A 24,229-nucleotide genomic window follows, 5' to 3' on the forward strand; every position below is an offset into this window, starting at 1 on the left:
CACGTGTCCTACTTCGACACGGCACTAGACGACACCGACGACCTCGACTGAACGGCCAGACCATGACCTCCTCACTTCCCTCGCTCGACACCCTCGTCCACCCCGACCTCCACGAGTACGTGGCCGACCGCTACCCCTTCGTGGCGGGCCTGGTGGACGACGACCAGATCTGACCGTCCCGGGCCCCGGCCCGGTGAACGACTTCGGACGGGCTGACGCCCGGCCCGTCGACGGTGCGTACCAGCGACCCGCAGCGCGGGACGCCGACGAGCACCCCACGAGAGCCCCCTCGCCGCACGGCGAGGGGGCTCTCGCGTGTCCGGGGACGCGACCCGCGGGGGAGGCGGGTGGTCCTCGGGGCGGACGCCGCGCCTCCTCGGGGTTCGTAGCGTGGACGAGGTCGCACCCGCGGGGCGCGACGGTGCGGCCACCCGGCCCGCACCGACGACGAACCCCGAGGAGGCACGGTGTCCGCAGTCGAGGTCGTCCCGCGTCACGGTCCGGGTCGCGTCGCCCGGGCGCGCGAGTCCCTGCTCGACCTGCTGGCCTTCGGCCGCGCCCAGGCCCTCTCGTGCGCGTTCGCCGTCGCGATCTTCGCCGGGCTCGCCGTGACCCGCGTGGTCGACGTGGGCGTGCCGCGCTGCGACGCGATGCTGATCTGGTGCCTGCTCGTGCAGGTCGTCCTCGTCGCGACGCGGCTCGAGACCCGGGACGAGCTGCTCGTCATCTGCGTCTTCCACGTCCTGGGCCTCGGGCTCGAGGTCTTCAAGGTCGCGATCGGCTCGTGGTCGTACCCCGAGCCCGGCCTGCTGCGCCTGGGGGACGTGCCGCTCTACAGCGGCTTCATGTACGCGGCCGTCGCGAGCTACATCTGCCAGGCGTGGCGCCGGCTCGACCTCCGCGTCGACCCCGTGCCGATGGCGGCGACCATGGCCGTCGCGGTCGGCTTCTACGTCAACTTCTTCACGAACCACTGGATCGCCGACCTGCGCTGGGTGCTGCTCGGCGTCGCCGCGCTGCTGATCGCCCGGCGGTCGGTGACCTTCCGTGTGCGGGGCGTCGACCGCCGCATGCCCTTGCTCGTGTCGTTCGCCCTCATCGGGCTGTTCATCTGGGTCGCCGAGAACGCCGCGACCCTGCTCGGCGCCTGGACCTACGCCTCGCAGGTCGACGGCTGGAGCCTCGTGCACCCCAGCAAGATCGGCTCGTGGATGGTGCTCGTGATCTTCAGCTTCATGCTCGTGTTGTGGCTGAAGCAGCGGAAGGGCGCCGCACCGACCGCCACGGCGTGACGGCGTGCCGGTGTGCCGGTGTGCCGGTGTGCCGGTGTGCCGGTCGCACCACCGTCGCGTCGTCGAACCACGCTCTCGGGTGGTTCGACGACGCGGACGTGGTGCGTCCTCGCCCCCAGGTCGCGGTCAGGGAGCGGCGTGGCGGCCGACGCGCGTGGGGGCCGGGGTGGATGCGGCAGCAGCGGCGACCACGGGGACCGTGCCCGCAGCCGCAGCCGCAGCCGCAGCCGCAGCCGTAGCCGTGGGCGCAGTCGTGGGCGTAGCCGCGGGCTGGGGCGCGGCGACGACGCCCGCGGCGTCGGCCACGCCCCGTGCCAGCGCGGCCGCCTGTGGGGCGCGACCCGACACGGCCGCCGCGACCGCCGCCTCCCGGGTCTCGTACATCGTCGGCAGGTCGTGACCGCCCTCGGCCGTCTCGTAGCTCTGCAGCTCGAGTTCGGCGAGCCGGGCGAACTCGGCCAGCTTCTCGGACGACACGCTCTTCGCCTTGCGGGGCCGCGTGTTGTGCAGGCAGAAGGTGCCGATCGCCTCCCCGGACGACGAGTGGATCGGGTGCCCGGCGTAGAAGTACCCGTGGTTGAGGTCGAGGTAGGGGTTGTCCTTGAACCGGTCGTCCTTGCGGGCGTCCTCGACGATCACGGGCGCGTCGGCCGCGACGGTCACGTCGCAGAACGTCAGCTCGCGGGGGATCGAGACCGGCAGCAGCTCGGTGTTGACCGCGTAGTAGAGCTTCTTGCCGTCGAGCAGCGAGACGACCGCGACGTCGACGCCGAACTCCTTCTCGGCTCGGCGGGCGAGGTCCTGCAGGGTGTCCGACCCGCCGCTGCTCGCGAGCTCGACCAGCTTCTCGGCTCCCGACCACTCGAAGGTCGGCTCGGGCAGGGCCCGACGCGGACGGGCAGGAGGCGCGGTGTCGGCCGTCGGGGTGGCCCCGGTTCCGAGGGCGGTCGCGGGTGCGTTCACCGGGGTCGGTGCGGGTGCGGGTGCGGCAGCCGGGGCCGACGCGGTTGCGTCCGCCGGGCGTGCCGACGCGGGTGCGTCCGCCGGGCGTGCCGCGACGGCCTGCTCGGCCTCGAGTCGGGCGACGGCCTGCTCGGCCTCGAGTCGGGCGACGGCCGCCCGCGCGGCCTCGAGCCGTGCGACGACCGGGTCGACCGGGGCCGGTGCGGCCACCGACGCCGCCAGTCGGGCCACCTCGAGCTGGGCGGCGACCCGCTCGGGCACGACGGGTGCGACGGACGTGCGTCCGATGTGCTCGACGGTCTCGCCGCGGCGCACGACGTCGAGGGTCGGGGCCACCCGGTCGGCGACCACGGAGCCCCACTTCCGGTACATCGTCTCGCAGCCGTGCGGGCGACCGGGCTGCAGCTCTCCCGGGGGCAGCCGGAAGTACGAGGCCGACGGGTGCTGCGCGGCGATCCGTTCGGTGATCTCGTTCATGCGGGCGGCGTGCCGGTCGGCGACCGATCCGAACGGGTTGTCGAACCGCGTGACCGAGCGCACGGGCTGCACGCCGACCAGCACGATGCGGGCGGTCGGGTGGACGCGGCGGGTCAGGTCGGTGACGAGCGTCGTCACGTCACGCTGCCATCCCTCGAGCGGGGTGAGCATGACGGCGTCGTTGAGGCCGAGCATCACGACGACCGTGTCGTACAGGCTGAGGTCGTGGTCGCCGATCCACGAACGGGCCGAACCGGCGTTCATCATCTCGTCGCCGATGTAGTCGACGGAGCACGCGCGACCGGTGCTCTTCGAGGTCTCTTTGGCGATCTGACCCGTGAGCGCCTGCTCGTGGCTCGTCACGCCGAAGCCGTGGGTCGGGCCCGTGCCGATCAGCAGCACGGTGTCGGGGTCGGGGGAGTCCGCCCGGTAGGTCGGCCGTCCGCGCGGGGAGGGCACGTGACGGGAACGCGAGAGCGTCCACAGGTAGAACAGGCGCATGGCAGGCCTCAGCCGCTCGTAGCTGCGCGTCGGGTGCGCGGGTGTGTCGACCGTCCTGGTCACGTGGTGCTCCTCGGGTGTCTCTCGGTGTCTCGTCCCCCTGTCCCAGGCTAGGCAGCGGTCGGCAGCCGGGCTGCCCCCAGTGCGGGTCGACGGTGGCCCCTCTTCTGGTCGCACCCCCACCCGGAGCCCGTCGCCGCGGACCGCCGGCCCGAACCTGGACGCCGGAGGCGCGGGGCGAGCAGGCTGGTACCCGTGACCCCCGCAGACAGCACGACCCCCGACGACGACCACGGTTCCGTCGCCACCGCCCTCGAGCTCGTGGCCGACGAGGTCGACGCCGCCGTCTCGGCGGTGCTCGACGCGGATGCCGGAGGCGACGACTCGTCCGACACGTCCGGCCAGCTCGACGCCTTCGCCGACCTGCTCGACGACGCCGAGCGCGTCTTCGTCCACGGTGCGGGTCGCTCGGGTCTCGCCCTCCGCATGACCGCGATGCGGTTGATGCACCTCGGGCTCGAGGTCCACGTCGTCGGCGAGGTCACGACGCCGGCGATCGCCGACGGGGACGTGTTGCTCACCGCGAGCGGCTCGGGCACGACGTCCGGCATCGTCGCCGCGGCCCGGACGGCCGTCGACGCCGGCGCCCGGGTGGCCGCCATCACCACCGCCGCCGACTCGCCGCTGGCCGACCTCGCCGAGGCCGTGCTCGTGGTCCCTGCCGCCGACAAGCAGGACCGCTCGGGAGCCGCGTCGTCGCAGTACGCCGGCGGGCTGTTCGAGCAGACCGTCGTGCTGCTCGGTGACGCCGTCTTCCACGCGCTGTGGAAGCGCTCGGGTGCCGATGCCGACGAGCTCTGGCCCCGTCACGCCAACCTCGAGTAGCCGCCCCGCGCCTCCTCGCCTCCTCGCGGCACCGCCCGCTGAACGTCGCACCGCCGAGATGGGCGGTGCGACGTTCAGTTCGTGGTGCCACATCGGCCTGTGGACAACTTTCGAGGCATGCGCACGATCTCGGGCACAGTGTCGGGGTGGACGATCCTCCTCTCCCTCCCCTGCTCCGTGTCGACTCCGTCGGCCACCAGACGCGTGAGGCCGCCGCGCTGCGTCGACGCGCAGCGCGAGGAGAACTCCGACGTCTGGCGACCGGCACGTACGTCGCGGCCGACCTCTGGCAGGCGTCGACACCTCGTCGCCGTCACGTCCTCCGCGTGCAGGCGGTCGTCGCTCGCCTCGACGCACGTGTCGTCGTCTCGCACCGGTCGGCGGCAGCCGTGCACGACGTGCCGGTCATCGGCGAGTGGCCCGAGCAGGTGCACGTCACCGACCCGGCTCGGCGGTCGACCCAGACGTCGAGCGGAGTCGTCCGTCACGCGGCACCGCTCACACCCGAGGAGGCTCGGGTCGTCCGTTCCCTGCGGGTCACGTCCCCGGCGCGCACCGCCGTCGACCTCGCCCTGACGTCGTCCTTCCGTGACGGTGTCGCGGCCCTCGACGGTGTCCTGCACGCTCGATCGTGCACCCGTGACGAGTTGGCGGCCGTCCTCGACGCCCGGCCGACGGCTCGCGGGCTAGTCGGGGCCCGGCGAGCGCTGACCTTCGCCGACGCCGGAGCCGAGTCGGCAGGCGAGTCGTGGTGTCGAGTGCTCCTCCACCAGCTGGGGGCCCCGCCACCGGTGCTGCAGCAGGCGTTCCCGTGGGCCGGAGGCCGCGACGTCGTCGACTTCTGGTGGCCCGAGTTCGGCATCGTGCTCGAGTTCGACGGCCTGTCGAAGTACACGCGGGCACGGTGGCGGAACGGGCGGACCCCGTCTCGGGTCGTGATCGACGAGAAGATCCGGGAGGACCGCATCCGTGATCGGCCCGAGGTCCGCGGGTTCGGCCGGACGGTCTGGGACGAACTCGAGCACCCGGTCAAGCTCCGGGCCGAGCTCCTTCGCGTCGGCGTCCCGCTTCGCGCCGCCTACTGAGCGTCGCACCGCGCAAACAGGCGGTGCGACGTTCAGTTCGCGGTGCGACCCGGGCCGGAGCCGGACCGGCCGGGCCACGTTTTACCCGCGCGAAACAATTCGTATACAAAACTGGGGCGTGCGGCTGGATTGTATGCAATCCACTCCGCACAGACCGATACCACCCGAGCATCGGAGGCCCGATGGCCCGCCCACCCCGCCCGACCCGCGCCGCGAGCGCCGGCGCGACCCGCGACGCGAGCACGGCCCGCGCCGCGAGCACGGCGCGCGCCGCGAGCGCGACCCGCGCCGCGAGCTCCCCGGCCGGGCGTCGCCGCCTGCGCCGGGCCCTCGCGCTGCCGGCCCTCGCCGCCGCCGCGACGCTCGCCTTGACGGCCTGCGTCCCGCAGCAACCCGCCGGGACGAACCCGCCCGACAAGACCGACGTGACCACCGCGCCGATCGGCGACCGGACCATCGTCGAGGGGGGCGACCTGGTCATGGCGCTGTCCGCCGAGCCGGACGCCCTCGACCCCACCACGTCGTCGTCGCTCTACACGCGCTACGTCATGGAGACCGTGTGCCAGAAGCTGTACGACATCGACGCCGAGGGCGACCTCGTGCCGCTGCTGGCGACCGAGCTGCCGACGCTGTCGGACGGCGGGTTGACGGTCGACATCCCCGTGCGCACCGACGCCGTGTTCGCGGACGGCACCCCGTTGGACGCCCAGGCCGTCGTCACGACGCTGCGTCGTCACCTCGACAAGCCCGACTCGTCGCGGGCCAGCGAGCTCGGCCCGGTGACCGGGGTCGAGGCCCTCGACGACGACACGGTGCGCCTGACCTACGAGCGCCCCTTCGCCCCGCTCACCGCGGCCCTCGCCGACCGCGCGGGGATGATCATGTCCCCGACGGCGCTCGAGGCCGAGGGTGACGACTTCGGCGACGCCCCGGTCTGCGTGGGCCCCTTCAAGTTCGTCGACCGCGTGCCGCAGACCTCGATCTCGGTCGAGCGCGACCCGCTCTACTACGACGCCGAGGACGTGCACCTCGACTCGATCACGTACCGCATCATCACCGACGCCAGCATCCGTGCGGCGAACGTCCGTGCGGGTGACGTGCAGGTCGCCGACTCGATGTCAACGATGGACGTCGACTCCCTCATGGCGGACGACGGCCTCACGGTGCTGCAGGTCGGTTCGTTCGGCTACCAGGGCATCACCGTGAACATCGGCAACCAGGACGGCGTCGGGACGGACCCCGTCCAGATCGACACCCCCTTGGCGAGCGACGTGCGCGTCCGTCAGGCGCTGGCCATGTCGATCGACCGGGACGCGCTGGTGCAGAGCGTGTTCGGCGGGTGGAACGACACCGCCTGCTCGCCGATCCCGCCGACGAGTCCGTTCGCCACCGATGCCAGCGACGCCTGCCCGGGCTACGACCCCGAGGGGGCGAAGCGCCTCCTCGCCGAGGCGGGTGTGACGACGCCCTACGAGATCGAGATCCAGGCCAGCAACAACGCCGACACGCTGCGCCTCGCCCAGGCGTTGCAGGCCCAGGTCGCCGACGGCGGGTTCCGCCTGTCGATCACCCCGGTCGAGTACTCGACCCTGCTCGACGTCCAGTCGCGCGGCGACTTCGACGCGCTGCAGCTCGGCTGGTCGGGCCGCGTCGACCCGAACGGCAACATGGTGAACTTCCTGCGCACCGGTGGCGGCAACAACTACTCGGGCTACAGCAACCCCCGGGTCGACGAGCTGCTGGCCGACGCCGCCGCGTCCATCGACGTCGACGAGCGTGCGGCGCTCTACGGCGAGGCCGTGACGCAGGTGCAGGAGGACGAACCGCTGATCTACCTGTACCGCACCCGCAGCCTGACCGCGCTGACGAACGAGGTCGCCGGGGTGTCCACCTACGCCGACGGCGTCGTGCGGCTCAGCAACGCCGCGTTCGTCGAGGGGGAGTGACCTGATGACCCGTTACCTGTTCACCCGGCTGTGGCAGTCGGCCGTCACGCTCGTGATCGCTTCGATCGTCGTGTTCTGGGGCGTGCGCCAGCTGCCCGGCGACCCGGCACTGGCCCTCGCCGGAGAAGAGGCGACGCCCGAGCGCGTCGCCGCGATCCGGGCCGACCTCGGCCTCGACGACTCGCTGCTGGTGCAGTACGGCCGGTTCGTCGGCAACTTCGTCCGCGGCGACTTCGGTGAGTCCACCCGCACCGGCACCCCGGTCACCGAGTTGATCGGGGCCACCCTGCCGGTGACGCTGTGGCTCGCCCTCTACGCGATCGTGGTCGCCGTCGTCGTGGGCGTCGCCCTCGGCGTCGTCGCCGAGCGCTACCGCGGACGCTGGCCCGAGTGGATGGCCAACGCCGCTGCCCTGGTCGGTCTGTCGGTGCCGAACTTCTGGCTCGGCATCCTCGCGATCCTCTGGCTCGCGGCGGGCCTCGGCCTGTTCCCGGCGTCGGGCTACGTGCCGGTGGCCGAGAACCCGGCGAGCGCGTTCTACCACCTGACCCTGCCGGCGCTGATCCTCGGCACGAGCCTCGCCGCGGTCATCATGCGGCAGACCCGGGCCTCGATGATCGAGACGATGAAGACCGACTACGTGCGCACCGCGCGGGCCAAGGGGCTCGGGCGCGGGCGGGTGCTGATGCGCTACGGCCTGCGCAACTCGATGATCGTGGTCGTCACGATCGTCGGCCTGCAACTCGGCGGTCTGATCTCGGGCGCCGTGGTGACGGAGCGCATCTTCGCGCTGCCGGGCTTCGGCAAGCTCACGCTCGACTCGGTGTTCACCCGTGACTACCCCGTGATCCAGGCCGTCGTGCTGATCATCACGGTCGGCTACATCTTGATCAACCTGGCGGTGGACGTCCTGTACTCCGTCATCAACCCGCGCATCAGGGTAGGAGGCGCATCGTGACCGTCATCGAGACACCCACCGCCGCAGGGGCGGGCCTCGGGTCGGGGCGGGGACGCGTCTGGCGCGGCCTCGTCCGCAACAAGCTCGGCGTCACGGGCGGGGTCATGCTGCTCGTCGTCCTCGTGGCCGGCCTCGCCGCGCCCCTCATCGCCCCGTACGACCCGACCCGGGTGAACTTCGAGCTGCCGTTCCAGGTGCCGGGCACGGTCGGCTACGTGCTCGGCACGGACGACCTCGGCCGCGACATCCTCTCGCGCACCGTCTACGGCATCCGCGTCTCGCTGCAGGTCGGCGTGCTGTCGGTGCTGCTGGCCGTGGTGGTCGGCACGCCGCTCGGGTTGCTGGCCGGCTACTGGCGGTGGCTGGACGGCGTGATCTCGCGCCTCACCGACGTCATGCTGGCGTTCCCGTTCCTGATCATCGCGGTCGCGCTCGCCGCGATCAGCGGTCCGAGCCTGACGAACGCGGTGGTCGCCCTCGGCATCGCGCAGGTGCCGACGATGATCCGCGTGGTGCGCGGCGAGACGCTCCGCATCAAGTCGACCGACTTCGTCCTCGCCGCGACGACCATGGACGCCTCGGGGCTGCGGGTGATCTTCCAGCACGTCCTGCCGAACTGCGTCTCGGCGATCATCGTCCAGGCGACGGTCATCATGCCGGTCGCCGTGATCGGCGAGGCCCTCCTGTCGTTCCTCGGTCTGGGCATCCAGCCGCCGACGGCCAGTCTCGGCATCATGCTCAGCGACGCGCAGCAGTACCTGGCCAAGGCGCCCTTCGCGGCCGTCGTGCCGGGTCTCGCGATCGCCGTGATCTGCCTCGGCTTCAACCTGTTCGGCGACGCCCTGCGCGACGCCCTCGACCCCACCGCCAGCGACCGGAAGTGACCCCCTCGTGACCTACACCACCCCTGACGAGTTCGTCACCCGCCCCGACCTGCGCGGCACCTTCGGCATGACGTCGTCGACGCACTGGCTGGCGACGGCCTCGGCCCAGTCGGTCCTCGAGCGCGGCGGCAACGCCTTCGACGCGGCCGTCGCGGGCGCCTTCGTCCTGCACGTCGTCGAGCCGCACCTCAACGGTCCGGGCGGCGACCTCACGGCGATCTACGCGACGGCCGAGGCCCCCGACGCCCCGACCGTGCTCGTCGGCCAGGGCCCCGCCCCGGCCGGGGCCACCCGCGAGCACTACCTGGCCGAGGGCCTCGAGCTCGTCCCCGGGTCGGGAGCCCTCGCGGCCGCCGTCCCCGGTGCGGTCGACGCCTGGCTGAAGCTGCTGGCCGAGCACGGCACCTGGTCCCTGGCCGACGTCCTGGCCTACGCGATCGGCTACGCGCGTGACGGCCACCCGATCGTGGCGCGCGTGGCGTCGACCATCGAGACCGTCGCCGACCTGTTCACCGAGCACTGGCCCACCTCCGCCGCCCAGTGGATGCCGGGTGGCGAGGTGCCGCGTGAGGGCGACCTGCTGACGAACCCCGCCTACGCGGCCGTGCTCGACGAGTTGGTCGCGGCGGGCGAGGCCCTCGGCCCCGACGCGTCCCGCGAGGCGAAGATCGAGGAGGCGCGGGTCGAGTGGGGCAGCGGACACGTCGCGCAGGCGATCGACGCGTTCGTCCGCACTCCGCACCGTCACTCGTCGGGCACCGACCACGCGGGCGTGGTCACGGCCGCCGACCTCGCCGCCTTCCGGGCCACGACCGAGCCGGCGACCACGATCGAGTTCCGCGGCCACACCGTCGCCAAGACCGGCGCCTGGGGTCAGGGTCCTGCCCTGCTACAGGTGCTGGCGCTGCTCGAGCCGCTCGACGACGCCCTGCTCGACCCGTCGACCGCCGACGGCGCCCACACCATCGTCGAGGCGCAGAAGCTCGCGATGGCCGATCGCGAGGCCTGGTACGGCCCCGGGGACGTGCCCCTCGACGTGCTGTTGTCCGCCGACTACGCCGACCGGCGCCGCGCGTTGATCGGCGAGCGGGCGTCGCACGAGCTGCGACCGGGCGACGTCCCGGGGCGCGAACCGTTCGCCCTGCCCACGATGCGCACCGAGTACCTGCCACCCGCGCTCAGCGAGGCACCCGCCGGCGTCGGCGAGCCCACCGTCGCCGCCCCCGGTCGGGCACCGGTTCGCGCCGACGCAGCCGACGCAGCCGACGCACCCGTCGCACCGACCGAGGACGCCCCGGCGACCGCCACCGCGCCTCCTGCCGACCGTCTGGCCGAGCCGTTCACCGAGCCCACCGGCGAGACGCGCGGCGACACCTGCCACCTCGACGTCGTCGACCGCTGGGGCAACGTCGTGTCGGCGACCCCGTCGGGCGGCTGGTTGCAGTCGTCGCCGACGATCCCCGAGCTCGGCTTCTGCCTCGGCAGCCGGCTGCAGATGTCGTGGCTCGACAAGGGCACGGCGTCGACGCTCGCACCCGGCACCCGCCCGCGCACCACGCTGACGCCCACGCTCGTGCTGAAGGACGGCGAGCCCGTCGTCGCGCTCGGTTCGCCCGGCGGCGACCAGCAGGACCAGTGGCAGCTGCTCTACCTGCTGCGCACGATCGTCGGCGGCTACACCCCGCAGCAGGCGATCGACGCCCCGGCCCTGCACACCACGTCGTTCCCGGGCAGCTTCTGGCCGCGCACCTGGGAGCCCGGTGGCGTCGTGGTCGAGGACCGCCTGGGCGACGACGTCATCGACGCGCTGGTCGCCCGCGGCCATGTCGTCACCCGCGCCGGCGGTTGGTCCCTGGGCCGGCTGTCCAGCGTGTCGCGAGACCCCGAGACCGGTGTGCTCTCCGCCGCCGCCAACCCCCGAGGAGCCCAGGCCTATGCCGCAGGACGCTGAGAACCCGACCTCCCCCCTGCTGAGCGTGCGCGACCTCCGCGTCTCGTTCGGCGACACCCCCGCCGTCCACGGCGTCGACCTCGACGTCCTGCCGGGCGAGCGGGTGGCGATCGTCGGCCAGTCCGGCTCGGGCAAGTCGACGGTGGTCGCCGCCATCCTGCGCCTGCTGCCCGGGGCCGGCCACATCACGGGCGGCACGATCGAGCTGGCGGGGCCCGACGGCGGCACCCTCGACCTCGCGCAGGCGACCGAGGCCCCCATGCGTCAGGTGCGCGGCGCCCGGATCGGCCTCGTGCCGCAGGACCCGTCGACCAACCTGAACCCGTCGATGAAGGTCGGCGCGCAGATCGCCGACGCGCTGCGCACCCACGGCCTCCGAGGCCACGACGAGGTCCAGCGCCGCGTCGTCGCGCTGATGAGCGAGGCGGGCATCCCCGAGGCCGAGCGCCGGGCGGGGCAGTTCCCCCACGAGTTCTCGGGCGGCATGCGCCAGCGCGTGCTCATCGCGATCGCCCTGGCCCGGGAGCCGCAGCTGCTCATCGCCGACGAGCCGACCAGCGCGCTCGACGTGACGGTGCAGCGGCAGATCCTGAACCACCTGCAGACGCTGGTCGAGAGCCGTGGCACCTCCCTGCTCTTCATCACCCACGACCTGGGGCTCGCCGCCGACCGCACCGACCGCATCGTCGTGATGCTCGAGGGACGCGTCGTCGAGCAGGGCACGCCCGAGCAGATCCTGCGTCGCCCGCAGCACGAGTACACGAAGCGCCTCGTCGCGGCGGCGCCGACGCTGGCCTCGGCCACCGCCCTCCGTCGCGGCGAGACCGTCCTCGACGATGCGACGGACGCTAAGGAGGCGCGGGTCGACCCGATCCTGACCGTCACCGACCTGGTCAAGGAGTTCCGCCTCCGTGGTCGCCGTGGCGAGCAGGTGCGGGCCGTCGACCACGTCTCGTTCGAGGTGCCGCGCGGCACCACGACGGCGATCGTGGGGGAGTCCGGCTCGGGCAAGACGACCGTGGCCCGCATCGTGCTCGGCCTCGAGTCGGCGACGAGCGGGTCGGCCCTGATCGACGGCGAGAGCATCACGACGAGCCGCGGTGCGTCCCGTCGCGCGCTGCGTCGCCGGGTGCAGCCCGTCTTCCAGGACCCCTACGGTTCGCTCGACCCGACCTCCAGCGTCGAGCGGCTGATCGACGAGCCGTTGCGCATCTTCGGCGTCGGCGACCGTGCCTCGCGCCGGCACCGGGTCGCCGAGCTGCTCGACCAGGTCGCCCTGCCGCGGTCGGTCGCGCAGAGCCGTCCGAACGAGCTGTCCGGCGGGCAGCGTCAGCGCGTGGCCATCGCCCGGGCACTGGCGCTCGAGCCCGAGCTGCTCATCTGCGACGAGGCCGTCTCGGCGCTCGACGTGCTCGTCCAGGAGCAGATCCTCGAGCTGCTCGGCGACCTGCAGCGTCGGCTCGGCCTCAGCTACCTGTTCATCACGCACGACCTGGCGGTCGTGAGGCAGATCGCCCACGACGTGGTGGTGATGCGCAAGGGCGCCGTGGCCGAGCGCGGTAGCGTCGACGACATCTTCTTGTCGCCCCGTGCCGAGTACACGACCGAACTGTTGGGAGCCATCCCCGGTGCCAGCCTCGCCCTCTGAGGGCCCGACGCCCGTCGTCCTCGTCGACGCCCTGCGTCGCGAGATCGTCGAGGGCGCCCTCGTGCCGGGGACGCGCATCACCGAGGCGTCGGTCGCCCGCCGCCACGGGGTCTCGCGCGTCCCGGTGCGTGAGGCGCTGCGTGCGCTCGAGGCCGAGGGGTTCGTCGAGTCGACGCCTCACGTGGGCAGCCGGGTCGCGGCGATCCCGGTCGACGAGGCCGACGACCTCTTCGCCGTCCGCGAGGCCCTCGAGATCTCGACCGCGCGACGCGCCGCCCTGCGGGCGCGCGAGCTGTTCGGCGAGCCGCGCCCGCCCGAGGACTGGTGGCGCACGCGGCGTGTGCTCGGCCAGCTGCTCGACGACGGGGACGCCGCCGTCGAGGCCGGCGACCTCGACCGTCTGGTCGAACTCAACGACCGGTTCCACGTGGGCGTGGCGCAGCTGAGCGGGAGCGCCACCCTGGCCACCCTGCTGCGCCAGCTGTCGAACAAGATCGAGTGGCTGTACGCCCTCGACACCTTCTCGCGAGGCAAACGGCTCTGGCCCGACCACCGACGCATCCTCGCGGCGATCGACGCCGGCGACGAGGCCGGGGCCGCCGAGCTGATGGGCTGGCACGTGCGCGAGTCGCGCATCGGGTTCCTCGCCCGCACCGAGCCGGCCGACCGCGTGGCCGACCTGCGGGCCACGCCGCCCGCCCTGCCGCCGACCATCCCGACGCCCACGATCTCGACGCCGGAGGCCTCCACGCCGACCACCTCGATGACGGCGGCGGCCCCTCCGGCCTGACCCGTGCCTCCTCGGCTCGACCGCGGGTCGACTGCATCGACTGCACGTTCTCAGGCATCGGTCGGGGGATCTGCTTACTGTTCTCGGTCATGGACGAACCTCCCTCTCACATGCCCTGGCCTCTCCCACGCCTGACCGCCCGCGCGGTCGTCACAGACGGGGAGGGGCGACATGAATGACTGGGTCATGGTCGGCATCGGCCTCGTGCTCACCGTCGGCACCGGCTTCTTCGTCGCGTCCGAGTTCTCGCTGGTCAACCTCGACCGGAACGAGCTGGAGGCGCGGCGCGACCGGGGCGAGAAACGCCTCGGTCCCACGATCAAGGCGTTGCGCATCACCTCGACGCACCTCTCCGGTGCGCAGCTCGGCATCACGCTGACGACCCTGCTGACCGGGTACACCTTCGAGCCCGCCATCAGTTCGATGCTGAGCGGTCCGCTCGGCTCACTCGGCGTGCCCGCCGCGGCCGTCCCGGTCGTCGGCAGCGTCGCGGGGATCGTGCTCGCGACCCTCTTCTCGATGGTCGTCGGCGAGCTCGTGCCGAAGAACTTCGCCCTCGCGCTGCCGCTCGCCACCGCGAAGTTCGTCGTGCCGTTCCAGGCCGCGTTCACCACGGTGTTCAAGCCGCTCATCCTGCTCTTCAACAACACCGCCAACGCGGCCATCCGCGCCATGGGCATCGAGCCCAAGGAAGAGCTGTCGGGTGCGCGCTCGGCCGAAGAGCTGAGTTCGCTCGTGCGCCGGTCGGCCCTCGAGGGCCAGCTCGACCAGGACCACGCGACCCTGCTGGGCCGTACCCTGCGCTTCTCGCAGCACGACGCCTCCGAGGTGATGACGCCGCGCGTCCGCATGACGACCATCGCGTCGACCGGCTCGGCCGCCGACGTCGTCGAGGCCGCCCTGGCCTCGGGCTTCTCGCGGTTCCCCGTGATCGGTGACGACAGCGACGACATCGTCGGGGTGGTGCACGTGAAGCACGCGTTCGCGGTCCCGCTCGCCGAGCGCGCCTCCGTCGTCGCGACCGCCCTCATGCAGGAGGCGCGCTTCGTGCCCGAGAGCATGGGCACCGACTCGCTGCTCGGCCTGCTGCGCCACGGCGGCCTGCAGATGGCCGTGGTGCGTGACGAGTTCGGCGGCACCGCCGGCCTCGTCACGCTCGAGGACGTCGTCGAAGAGCTCGTCGGCGAGCTCGAGGACGAGCACGACCGAGCCCGCGTGGGCATCGTGCGCCAGGCCGGCACCGTGCTCTTCGACGGTGCCCTCCGGCCCGACGAGCTGGCCGACCGGGCGGGCATCCGCGTGCCCGACGACGGCGACTACGAGACGGTGGCCGGGTTCGTCATCGACCGGCTCGACCGTCTGCCCGAGGTGGGCGACGAGGTCGCCCTCGAGAGCGGCAGCGGCAGCCTGCGGGTCGAACGCGTCGCGAACGGACGCCTCGAACGCCTGCGTTTCGTGCCGGCCCCACCTGACGGCGGCCTCGACGCCGCCGCACCCACGACCGAGCACGACCGCGTGGTCGCCTCGCTGACCGAAGGGGTCGACCGATGAACGAGTACCTGCCCGGAATCGTCTGGCTGGTCGTGCTGCTGATCGTCAACGGGTTCTTCGTCGGCGCCGAGTTCGCCGTCATCTCGGCACGCCGATCGCAGATCGAGCCGCGTGCCGAGGCCGGCAGCAAGGCCGCGAAGACGACCCTGTGGGCGATGGAACACGCGACGCTCATGCTGGCCACCAGCCAGTTGGGCATCACCGTCTGCTCGCTGGTCATCTTGAACGTCTCGGAGCCGGCGATCCACCACCTGCTCGAGATCCCGCTCGGTCTCACCAGCCTCTCGGCCGAGGCGATCGGCGTCGTCGCGTTCGTCGTGGCGCTCGTGCTCGTCACGTTCTTGCACGTGGTCGTCGGCGAGATGATCCCGAAGAACCTGTCGTTCTCGGTGCCCGACCGGGCGGCGCTCATCCTGGCGCCCCCGCTCGTCTTCGTGGCGACGGTGTTCAAGCCGGTCATCTGGTCGCTCAACGCGATCGCCAACGGCGTGCTGAGGCTCTTCCGGGTCGAGCCGAAGGACGAGGCGACGAGCTCGTACACGCTCGACGAGGTCGCCACGATCGTCCAGCAGTCGACCCGCGAGGGCACGCTGACGGACTCGTCGGGCACCCTGTCGGCGGCGTTCGAGTTCACCACCCGCAAGGTGCGCGACGTCGAGGTGCCCCTCGACGAGATGGTGCACCTGGCGCCGGGGTCGACTCCGGCCGACGTGCAGCGCGCCGTGGCGGTCCGGGGGTACTCGCGGTACGTGCTCACCGACGGAGACGGCCAGCCCACGGGTTACCTGCACCTCAAGGACGTCATGGACCTCACCGGCGACGGGGCCTTCGAGGCACCCGTGCCCGAGAAGCGCATCCGCCGCCTGGGCGCCGTGGGCCGCGACACCGACCTCGAGGACGCCCTGGCCTCGATGCGCCGGGTCGGCGCGCACGTCGCCCGTTCCGTCTCGCCCGAGGGCGTCACCACCGGCGTGCTGTTCCTGGAGGACATCATCGAAGAACTCGTCGGCGAGGTCGACGACGTCACGGCGGTCTGACGGGTCGAGGGACGGTCGGCCGTGCGCGCCCGGTCGGCCGCGCCCGCCCGCTCAGGCGACGGGGCACTGGCCGGGCAGGGCGTGCAGGTCCTCGGCGGCGAGTTCGGCGGCGATGGGGTCACCGGCCTCGGTCGCCTCGCGCAGGGCGGCGAACGAGTCGGCCATCGAGTCCCACTGCAGCACCTGCACGATGTTCGGCACGCGCAGTTTGTAGGCGAGGCCGTCGGTGACGTCGGTGCAGACCTTGACCAGTGACGGATTGCCGCAGTGGTCGACGTAGGTCGAGAAGAGCGCGATGGCGTGGGCGTTCAACGCCGGGGCGTCTTCACGGTCGAGGTCGCCGAGGCAGACGTCGATGGCCCGCACGATCTCTCGCTTGACGGCGTCGGGCAGGTTCGGGACGGCCAGCCGGACGGCGCCGCCGAAGAGCACGCCCAGGGTCTGGACCGCCTGGACGGCCTCTTCGGCCTTCGGCGTCGCGACCTTCGTGTAGCGGTTCGGCGCCATCTCGACGAGGCCGGCGCGCACGAGGTCGCCGAGTGCCTCGCGGATCGGGGTGCGCGACACCTGCAGCCAGGCGATCAGCTCGTCGTCGTGCAGGCGTTCGCCCGGTTCGAGCGTGCCGTCGATGATCGCGTCACGGATGCGGCTGCGGACCGTGTCGCGCAGCAGCTGTCGTTCGGCGGCAGGGGGAGTGACGGGAATCGGCATGCGGCCTCCTAGATCCTCACGGGCGTCTGCCCGGCCAGCATCCTAATACGGAAACGTCACATTTTGCCCGATGGGCAGCGAAGTCGACATGTCAATGTCAGGTCACGAGATCCCCGGCGACGACGACGAAGCCCCGCCCCTCGGAGGGAGGGGCGGGGCTTCTCGATCGGGTCGGTGTCGTCAGTTCGTCGCCGCGGCGGGGGTCGCCGCCGGCACGTGCTGCGAGTGGACCTCGACGCCGTGCGAGTCGCGCAGGGTCGTCAGGGTCTGCTCGATCTCGTCGTCGCGCTGCTCGGTCGTCCATCCGAGCGAGCGGGCCATGACGTCCGCGATCTCGGTGAGCAACTCGATGGTGACGCCCCCGACGAACGCGAGGTTCGTGCGGCGCAGGACGACGTCGGCCAGGTGGACGGCGTCCTCGTGCTCGGCGAAGTAGGCGATCTCGGCCGTGGTCAGCGTCGAGTCGGTCTCGAGGGCCTGCGACGGCTGGTCGAGCAGCACCTCGATGACGTCGGAGGCGCGGGTGCCGTAGCGGGTGAGCAGACGGTCGACCTGGTCACGGTCGAGCCCGTCGGCGTGGGCCGCGACCCAGGTGGTGCGGGCGCCCTCGGTGGTGGGGAAGCCCTTGCCGCCGCCGATCGCCATGCCGGTGGTGTCGACCGTGCGCTTCACGCCGAGCTTCGTCGTCGCCTCGGTCGAGAGGTGCGCCGACAGGGCACGGAAGGTGGTCCACTTGCCGCCGACCAGGCTGAGGACGGCCGTGCCGGGCAGCTCGGCGACCTCGGTCTCGACGATGCGGTAGTCGCGCGACACGAAGCCCGCGGCGAGGTCGTCGTGCTTGGGCAGGGGGCGGACGCCCGAGTAGCGGTAGACGATGTGCTCGCGGGTGAGCTCGATGTCGGGGTAGACGTGCTTCACCAGGTCGAAGAAGTAGTCGACCTCTTCTTCGGTGCAGACGGCCGGCTCGGCCATGTCGGCCTCGAGGTCGGTCGTGCCGATGAGCACGCGACCCTTGAGCGGGTAGATCAGGACGATGCGGCCGTCGTTGTTCTCGAAGAAGATCTCGCGACCGTTCGTGGCCTCGAGCAACTCGGGGCTGTCGACGACGATGTGCGACCCCTTGGTGCCGCCCATGTACTGCGACTCGGCACCGAAGGCCTTGTTGGTGAGGTCGGTCCAGGGGCCCGACGCGTTGATGACGACGTCGGCCTTCACCGTGAACTCGGTCCCGCTGACGACGTCGCGCAGGGTCACGCCGCCGTCGGCGGTCCCGACGGCCTCGAGGTAGTTGGCGCTGCGGGCGTCGTCGCCGGCGGCCAGACCGTCCTTCAGCACGTCGAGCGCGAGGCGCTCGGGCTCGTGCACCGACGCGTCGTAGTAGGTGCCCGTGTACTTGAGGGCCTTGTTGAGGTGCGGCATCTCGGCCAGCGCCTTCTTGCGCCCGAGGAACTTGTGACGGGGCACCGAGCCGCCGTCACGCGAGAACGAGTCGTACATGGTCATGCCGACCTTGATCAGCAGTGCGCCGCGCTCCTTCGTGGAGCGCTGCTTGTGCGTCAGCATGCGCAAGGGGGCGTTCATGATGCCGCTGAACGTCGAGAAGATCGGCATCGTGGTCTGCAGCGGCTTGACGTAGTGCGGGGCGATCTTCAGCAGGCCGTTGCGCTCTTCGACGCTCTCGCGGACGAGGCGGAACTCGCCGTTCTCGAGGTAACGGATGCCGCCGTGGATCATGTGGGACGACGCGGCGGACGCGCCGGACGCGTAGTCGGCCCGTTCGACGAGCACGACGTCGACGCCCTGGAGGGCGAGGTCGCGGAAGGTCGCGATGCCGTTGATGCCACCGCCGACGACGAGCACCTGTGCCGTCGGGCGGTCGACGATGCGCTGCACGTTGGGACGGATCGAGTCTGTCTTCTTCGACATGGTCACTGCTTCTTTCGAGATGCGATGTCAGGTGGTGGTGACCGACTCGTCCTGCGGGCCGGTAGATTCATCGTCGTCCCGATGCACACAAGGTGCAACGTATCTGCACGAACGTGCAAGGAGGTCCCGTTGGTCGCTGGCGACACGTCCGAACGCACGCAGGAGGCCCTGCGCGCCGCGCACCTCTACTACATGCAGGACCTCACGATGGAGGCGATCGCGCACGAACTGCAGACGTCCCGCTCGTCGGTGTCGCGCCTCCTGAAGGCGGCACGCGAGACGGGCCTCGTCGACATCCAGATCAAGTCCCCGCTCGACCAGCCGACGGCCGTGGGCGACGGGCTGCACCGGCGGTTCGGCGTGGTCGCGCACGTGGTCCCGGTGCCCGACCAGACGAGCGACGTCGACCGGCTCGACCGGGTCGCGCTGTCGGCTGCACGAACGCTCACCCAGTACGTCGACTCGAACATGGTCGTCGGCGTCGCCTGGGGCTCCACCGTCAGTGCGGTCAGCCGGTACCTGGTGCCCAAGACCACTCACAACACCGTCTTCGTCCAGCTCAACGGTGCGGCGAACACCCGCACGACCGGCATCGAGTACGCCAGCGAGATCCTGCGTCGGTTCGGCCACGCGTACGGCGCTCTGATCCAGCAGTTCCCCGTGCCCGCGTTCTTCGACGACCCGGCCACCAAGAGCGCCCTGTGGCGGGAGCGCAGCACCCGACGCGTCCTCTCGCTGCAGGGCGCCATGGACCTCGTCGTCTTCGGCGTCGGCTCGCGCGAGGCACACGTGCCGAGCCACGTCTACTCGGGTGGCTACCTCGAGCAGAGCGACCACGACAGCCTGGCCCACGACCACGTGGTGGGCGACGTCGCGACCGTGTTCTTCCGCGAGGACGGCTCGTCGGCCGACATCGAGCTCAACCGGCGCGCGACCGGGCCCGACCTGGCGACCATCCGACGCACGCCGCGTCGCGTCTGCGTCGTCGCGGGGGAGGCCAAGGTGGTCAGCGTCCGCGGTGCGCTCGCCGCGGGCCTGGTCACCGACCTCATCCTCGACGAGGGGACCGCCAGGGCGCTCCTGGCCAGCTGATCGGGCGAGGCCGCGGTCCGGAGGCGCGGGTGGGGTACACCGAGCCAGCCACGACCCAGCCCGCCCGCGTAGACGGGAGGCGTCGCACACCGGGCCCCGACCGGCCCCGAGAGGAGCATCACCATGGCAAGCACCGAACTCACCGGACGCCGCGTTCTCGCGATCGTCACCAACTACGGCGTCGAGCAGGACGAGCTCGTCGTCCCCGTCGCGAAGCTGCGCGAGCAGGGCGCCACCGTCGTCGTCGCCGGCGTCTCCACCGAGCCGATCCAGACGCTCGTCGGCGACAAGGACCCGGGGCAGACCGTCCGCCCCGACACGACCATCGCCGAGGTCGACGCCGCCGACCACGACCTCCTGCTCGTTCCCGGCGGCACCATCAACGCGGACACCCTCCGCACCGAGAGCGACGCCGTCGACCTGGTGAAGGCCTTCGCCACGGCGGGCAAGCCGATCGCGGCGATCTGCCACGGCCCGTGGGCGCTCATCGAGGCCGGCCTCGTGACGGGCAAGGAGCTCACCGCCTATGCGTCGCTGCAGACCGACGTCCGCAACGCCGGCGGCAGCTGGGTCGACCGTTCGGTGGTGACCGACGTCGAGCAGGGCTTCACGCTCGTCACGTCACGCGACCCCGGCGACCTCGACGACTTCGTCCGTGAGACCTCGTCGGCGCTGGCCGCCACGGCCTGATCCGTCGTCTCCGTCGCGGCGGGGTCCGTCGTCCCGCTCCGGGGCGACGGACCCCGCCGTGGGTCTTTAATGGGACGTCGGGCCATCGTCGGTCCGTCACCCGGCGCTTCGGCGCCCACCCGGTCGAGAGAGAGGCGCGATGAAGTTCGGCAAGACGCGCGGGGCCCCCTCCGAGCCGGCGACGCCCGATCCCGCCGCCCTCGAGCGCGCCGTCGCCGAGGGGGTGCTCATCTCGCGGGCGGCCGCCGTCGTCTCGGTGGCCAACTCGATCGTCATCCGTGCCCTCCGCGACGACGAGCACTTCGACCACGAGCGCACCCGCGAGGCCGTGCGCACCATCCTCGGTCGCCTCGCGGCGGAACAACGCGAGCAGAACGAACGGATCGGCGGCGAACGGGCGAAAGCCCTCAAGGCCAAGGGACGGTCGCGACACCAGCACGACTACCGGCGCGGGGACGACGACACCCTCTGGTTCCGTGAGAAGACCTACACGGCCGTGGCCGACCGGCTGGACGAGCTGCAGTCCGACGACGACTTCGTGCGCGACATCGTCGCGGCGGCGGTCGACCGGGCCTGGGGCGACGTCGGGGCCGCGATCGTCACGAAGGTGTCGGCCGTCGAAGCGGTCGACCCGGCGTATCCCGACGAACGCGACCAGCGCCTCCGTGATCTCGTCGAGGTGGACCTCGCGCGGTTGCTCGCCCAGCCGCCGCCGGGGTCGGACGCCCCCCGCGCGGTCTGACGGACGCACCGTCCGGCGGCCCCCGACCTGGGGCTGTCCCGCCCGGTACCCGGGCGAGAGCATGGAGGGACACCGCTCGGCCCTCACCACGCGGAGCCCTCGTCGATCAGGCCACCGCTGTGGGAGGAACCCGGCATGAACCGTTTCGTCAGCCCGCTCGTGCGCGGGATGATCCGCCAGCGCAACCGCTGGTTCGACCGACGCCTGGGGCTGCCCAGGCCCGAGAGCGTCGCCCGGACGCACGCTCCCGGCGTCAGCCCCGATCGCGTGCTGCTGTTCGGCAGCGGGCCCGCCGTCGGGTGGGGCGTCCGCAGTCACGACCTGGGGCTCGCGGGTCACCTCGCGCGGGCGGTCTCGCAGGCCACGGGTCGCGGGGTCGACGTCGACGTCGTGGCCGACCCCTCGATGGGGACGGTGTCCGCCCGGCGGGTGCTCGGACACCGTGACCTCACGCGCTACGACGCCGTGGTCGTGGTGACGGGCATCAACGACGCCCTCGCCATGACCGACGTCACGAAGTGGCGGCGCGCGTTCGTCGACCTGCTCGTGCACATCGAGACCGAGACCGGGGGCGCGAGCAGTCCCGTGCTCGTCACGGGCGTCCAGTCGCCCAGCGAGGTGACGGTGTTCCGCATCGCCGGCGGGGGCCTCGTCGACCGACACGCGGCCGAGCTGAACGAGACCATCCGGGACGTCTGCTCGACCCACCCCCGCGTGCACGTGCTCATGCCCCCGTCGCCGCTCTCGGGCCACGACGACCGGGACAAGCTGATCGCCAAGTACGCCCGCTGGGGCGAGGCGCAGGCCGAGATGCTCGCGCCCATGCTCGACGCGCAGATGTCCGCCGGCGGCGGCGTGGCCCGGGCGCGCCGGCACGCCCCTCAGGCCGAGGTCGACCGCGTGGAGGCGATCAGGGCCCTGGGCCTCCTCGACACCGACCCCGAAGAACGCTTCGACGACATCGTCGAACGGGCGCGGACCCTGCTCGGCGCGAGCGGAGCCGCGTTCTCCCTCGTCACCGCCGACCGACACTGGAACAAGGCCCTCGCCGGGGGCGGCGACCGCGAGATGCCGATGGCGCTCTCGTTCTGCGCCCACACGGTCGCCGGCGGCCAGCCGTTCATCGTCGAGGACGCCTGGGCCGACGAACGGTTCGGCGTCGAGGCGCCGGCGCGGTTCTACGCCGGCTACCCGGTCGAGAGCCCCGAGGGCGTCCGCATCGGAGCGCTCTGCGTCGCCGACCCCGAGCCCCGCACGGTCGAGAGCGTCGACCTCGTCATGCTGCGCGAGCTCGCCCTCAGCGTGCAGCGCGAGCTCGCGAGGCAGGCCGTCGCGCGGGCGTGACGTCTCGTCCGTCGTCGTCCCGTCTCGCCCTCACCGGTCGGCCGCCGTCGATGCACCGACGAGCCGTGCGCCCTCGGTGCAGAATCGACGGATGAGCGCCGAACCCCTGGTCACGCCCGACGGCCGGTACCTCGTGGTCCGCGGCCGGCTGTGGCGCCGGACCGATCCTCGCCTCGACGAGGCGACCCGCGCCTCCTTGGTCCACGACCTGATGGAGGCGCGGCGCGCGAAGAAGACGGCGCTGGCCGCCGACGACGCCGCCGCCGTCGAGGACGCGCGGGCCCGGGTCGACGCCGCGAAGACGTCGCTGGGCGAACGCGGCCCGGTGTGGTGGGACGACCACGCCCCCGACGAGACCCGCCGCATGGCACGGAACACGCGGTACGCGGACTGGTTCGCCACGGTCGGGTCCGACGCCGCCACGACGTGACCACCTCGCCATGAGGCGCACTCCGCCACGAAGTGGACACCGCACCAGGAGAAAACGCGGTGCCGTGTCCACTTCGTGGTGCGGTGTCATGCGGTGGCGGGCGGGCGGCCCGCCGGAGGCACTGCTAGCGGCCCTGGCGCTTCTTGAACGGCTTGGGCTGGCCCTTGACGGCGGGCGTACGGCCCTTGCCCTTCGACGCCTTGGCCTTGCCGCCGGCCGGCGGGGGTGGCGGCGGGGTCGGGGTGGAAGGACTCGCCAGTTCGTCCTCGGCGACGACCACCGCCGCCTTGCCGGCCTTGGTCAACCGGTAGGGCGTGACGTCGCGGTCGAACAGCTTCGCACCGAACTCGAGCTCGAGGGCCTCGATCGACGACTCGAGCTTCTGCCGCGAGATGCCGAGCTTGTCGGCCGCCACCGGGAAGTGCAGCACGTCGGCCGCGACCAGGAAGTGCCTCAGGTGGCTGGTCTTCACGCCGTGGCGACCGAACCGGCGGAGGAGCCGCCGACCGAGTCCGCGCGGATGCCCAGGCCGTCGAGGGCCTTCTGGAAGATCGTCAGACCGCTCATGCCCGGCAGGTTCGAGATGTTCTGGTCGAGCTTGACGGCGGCCTTGCGGCCCTCTTCGCCGCTCATCAGCTGGCCGAAGACGAACTTGACGTCGTCGACCTCCATGATGGACGAGCCGACCGGGGCCCAGACCTTCGACAACAGGAACCGCGTCAGCTTCTGCGCCTTCTTGCTCGCGAGCAGACGCTCACGGGCCTGCGAGACGTAGAACGCGACGTGGCGGGCCTCTTGCTTGGCGATGCGCTTCAGCAACTCGGCGAGGACCGGGTCCTGCTCGAGCTCGGCCATGCGCTTGTACGCCGACACGGCCGAGTACTCGTTGGCGGCGCCCCACGACATGTGGACGGCGACGAAGTCGGAGCCGACGATCTTGCCGAGCAGTCCCTGCTTGACCGGGTCGAGGCGTTCACGCCAGCCGAGCTTGAGCCGGTTCGCGCGGAGCTGGTCGTAGTCGACCGTGATGCCGTGGACCTCGAGGATCGCGGCGAGGGCCTCGCCGTGCCAGAACTCTTCGCGGTTCCACATCGTCATGAACGTGGTCATCTCGTTCTCTTTGTGAGAAGGAGTCGTGAGCAGGTCACGGGTGTAGCAGACCGTGTGGTACTCGACGTCGGCCATGTAGCGCAGCGTCCGCAGCGAGTCGGCCGAGAGCGGGTTCTTCCGGAAGTGGTCGAGGTCGAGGTCGTCCCAGCTCAGGCGTTCGGAGGTCGCGGCGAACTTGTCGATGTCGAAGGCCATGTGATGTCAGGAGGCGCGGGC

Annotated in this window: 21 protein-coding genes; 16 read left to right on the forward strand and 5 right to left on the reverse strand. The window is 71.9% G+C overall.

What is annotated here, in order from left to right:
* Window positions 1-467: 467 nt before the first annotated feature.
* Entirely contained in the window at window positions 468-1,292 is an 825-nt protein-coding gene (locus ACVJ1F_RS03335; RefSeq protein WP_456884685.1) for a DUF817 domain-containing protein, read from the forward strand.
* Window positions 1,293-1,418: 126 nt separating this feature from the next.
* Here ACVJ1F_RS03335 and ACVJ1F_RS03340 read toward each other — a convergent pair whose 3' ends face one another.
* Complete coding sequence (locus ACVJ1F_RS03340) at window positions 1,419-3,296, reverse strand: GAF domain-containing protein (RefSeq protein ID WP_456884687.1); 1,878 nt, start codon at window positions 3,294-3,296, stop codon at window positions 1,419-1,421.
* Window positions 3,297-3,488: 192 nt separating this feature from the next.
* Between ACVJ1F_RS03340 and hxlB the strand changes: the two genes are divergently transcribed.
* From hxlB to ACVJ1F_RS03390, 10 genes are all read left to right on the forward strand, one after another.
* Entirely contained in the window at window positions 3,489-4,118 is a 630-nt protein-coding gene (hxlB, locus tag ACVJ1F_RS03345) for a 6-phospho-3-hexuloisomerase (protein ID WP_056046874.1), read from the forward strand.
* A 146-nt stretch (window positions 4,119-4,264) separates the two neighbouring features.
* Window positions 4,265-5,203: a hypothetical protein gene (locus ACVJ1F_RS03350; RefSeq protein ID WP_456884688.1), complete on the forward strand. Its 939-nt coding sequence runs from the start codon at window positions 4,265-4,267 to the stop codon at window positions 5,201-5,203.
* 182 nt (window positions 5,204-5,385) lie between these two features.
* Window positions 5,386-7,149 (forward strand): ABC transporter substrate-binding protein, encoded by a 1,764-nt coding sequence (locus ACVJ1F_RS03355; protein ID WP_456884690.1) that lies wholly within the window; start codon window positions 5,386-5,388, stop codon window positions 7,147-7,149.
* A gap of 4 nt (window positions 7,150-7,153) precedes the next feature.
* Complete coding sequence (locus ACVJ1F_RS03360) at window positions 7,154-8,107, forward strand: ABC transporter permease (protein WP_056046871.1); 954 nt, start codon at window positions 7,154-7,156, stop codon at window positions 8,105-8,107.
* Window positions 8,104-8,991: an ABC transporter permease gene (locus tag ACVJ1F_RS03365; RefSeq protein ID WP_236556928.1), complete on the forward strand. Its 888-nt coding sequence runs from the start codon at window positions 8,104-8,106 to the stop codon at window positions 8,989-8,991. Before ACVJ1F_RS03360 ends, ACVJ1F_RS03365 begins: the two co-directional genes overlap by 4 nt.
* Before the next feature lie 7 nt (window positions 8,992-8,998).
* Window positions 8,999-10,942, forward strand: a complete 1,944-nt coding sequence (locus tag ACVJ1F_RS03370) for a gamma-glutamyltransferase family protein (protein WP_456884691.1) — start codon at window positions 8,999-9,001, stop codon at window positions 10,940-10,942.
* Window positions 10,926-12,590, forward strand: a complete 1,665-nt coding sequence (locus tag ACVJ1F_RS03375; RefSeq protein ID WP_456884692.1) for a dipeptide ABC transporter ATP-binding protein — start codon at window positions 10,926-10,928, stop codon at window positions 12,588-12,590. The genes ACVJ1F_RS03370 and ACVJ1F_RS03375 overlap by 17 nt, the downstream gene beginning before the upstream one ends.
* Window positions 12,571-13,380: a GntR family transcriptional regulator gene (locus ACVJ1F_RS03380; RefSeq protein ID WP_456884693.1), complete on the forward strand. Its 810-nt coding sequence runs from the start codon at window positions 12,571-12,573 to the stop codon at window positions 13,378-13,380. The genes ACVJ1F_RS03375 and ACVJ1F_RS03380 overlap by 20 nt, the downstream gene beginning before the upstream one ends.
* A gap of 171 nt (window positions 13,381-13,551) precedes the next feature.
* Window positions 13,552-14,931 (forward strand): hemolysin family protein, encoded by a 1,380-nt coding sequence (locus ACVJ1F_RS03385; protein WP_456884695.1) that lies wholly within the window; start codon window positions 13,552-13,554, stop codon window positions 14,929-14,931.
* Window positions 14,928-15,968 carry a hemolysin family protein gene (locus ACVJ1F_RS03390; RefSeq protein WP_456884696.1) on the forward strand — a complete coding sequence of 347 codons (1,041 nt, stop codon included), beginning with the start codon at window positions 14,928-14,930 and terminating at the stop codon, window positions 15,966-15,968. Before ACVJ1F_RS03385 ends, ACVJ1F_RS03390 begins: the two co-directional genes overlap by 4 nt.
* Window positions 15,969-16,019: 51 nt before the next feature.
* Here ACVJ1F_RS03390 and ACVJ1F_RS03395 read toward each other — a convergent pair whose 3' ends face one another.
* Together ACVJ1F_RS03395 and ACVJ1F_RS03400 are read right to left on the reverse strand one after the other, a co-directional pair.
* The gene (locus ACVJ1F_RS03395; RefSeq protein ID WP_456884697.1) at window positions 16,020-16,679 is read right to left on the reverse strand and encodes a GntR family transcriptional regulator; all 660 of its coding nucleotides are present in this window, start codon (window positions 16,677-16,679) and stop codon (window positions 16,020-16,022) included.
* A 180-nt stretch (window positions 16,680-16,859) separates the two neighbouring features.
* Window positions 16,860-18,605 carry an FAD-dependent oxidoreductase gene (locus ACVJ1F_RS03400; protein WP_456884699.1) on the reverse strand — a complete coding sequence of 582 codons (1,746 nt, stop codon included), beginning with the start codon at window positions 18,603-18,605 and terminating at the stop codon, window positions 16,860-16,862.
* A gap of 192 nt (window positions 18,606-18,797) precedes the next feature.
* Here ACVJ1F_RS03400 and ACVJ1F_RS03405 point away from each other — a divergent pair, with 192 nt between their 5' ends.
* The 5 genes from ACVJ1F_RS03405 (at window position 18,798) to ACVJ1F_RS03425 (ending at window position 22,903) form a co-directional block, all read left to right on the forward strand.
* A complete protein-coding gene (locus ACVJ1F_RS03405) occupies window positions 18,798-19,697 on the forward strand; it encodes a sugar-binding transcriptional regulator (protein ID WP_233568409.1) in 900 nt (299 codons plus the stop codon).
* A 123-nt stretch (window positions 19,698-19,820) separates the two neighbouring features.
* Window positions 19,821-20,387, forward strand: coding sequence for a type 1 glutamine amidotransferase domain-containing protein (locus ACVJ1F_RS03410; RefSeq protein ID WP_456884701.1), 567 nt, complete (start codon window positions 19,821-19,823; stop codon window positions 20,385-20,387).
* Between the two features lie 139 nt (window positions 20,388-20,526).
* Window positions 20,527-21,129 carry a hypothetical protein gene (locus ACVJ1F_RS03415; RefSeq protein ID WP_456884703.1) on the forward strand — a complete coding sequence of 201 codons (603 nt, stop codon included), beginning with the start codon at window positions 20,527-20,529 and terminating at the stop codon, window positions 21,127-21,129.
* Between the two features lie 135 nt (window positions 21,130-21,264).
* The gene (locus ACVJ1F_RS03420) at window positions 21,265-22,473 is read left to right on the forward strand and encodes a GAF domain-containing protein (protein WP_456884705.1); all 1,209 of its coding nucleotides are present in this window, start codon (window positions 21,265-21,267) and stop codon (window positions 22,471-22,473) included.
* Between the two features lie 91 nt (window positions 22,474-22,564).
* Window positions 22,565-22,903 (forward strand): biopolymer transporter Tol, encoded by a 339-nt coding sequence (locus tag ACVJ1F_RS03425; protein ID WP_456884707.1) that lies wholly within the window; start codon window positions 22,565-22,567, stop codon window positions 22,901-22,903.
* A 124-nt stretch (window positions 22,904-23,027) separates the two neighbouring features.
* Here the strand turns inward: ACVJ1F_RS03425 and ACVJ1F_RS03430 are convergent, their stop codons facing one another.
* Window positions 23,028-23,375 carry a helix-turn-helix domain-containing protein gene (locus tag ACVJ1F_RS03430; protein WP_043595703.1) on the reverse strand — a complete coding sequence of 116 codons (348 nt, stop codon included), beginning with the start codon at window positions 23,373-23,375 and terminating at the stop codon, window positions 23,028-23,030.
* Window positions 23,372-24,208, reverse strand: coding sequence for a ferritin family protein (locus tag ACVJ1F_RS03435; RefSeq protein WP_055970915.1), 837 nt, complete (start codon window positions 24,206-24,208; stop codon window positions 23,372-23,374). Before ACVJ1F_RS03435 ends, ACVJ1F_RS03430 begins: the two co-directional genes overlap by 4 nt.
* Window positions 24,209-24,229: the final 21 nt, after the last annotated feature.

The organism is Frigoribacterium sp. 2355, assembly GCF_054060695.1.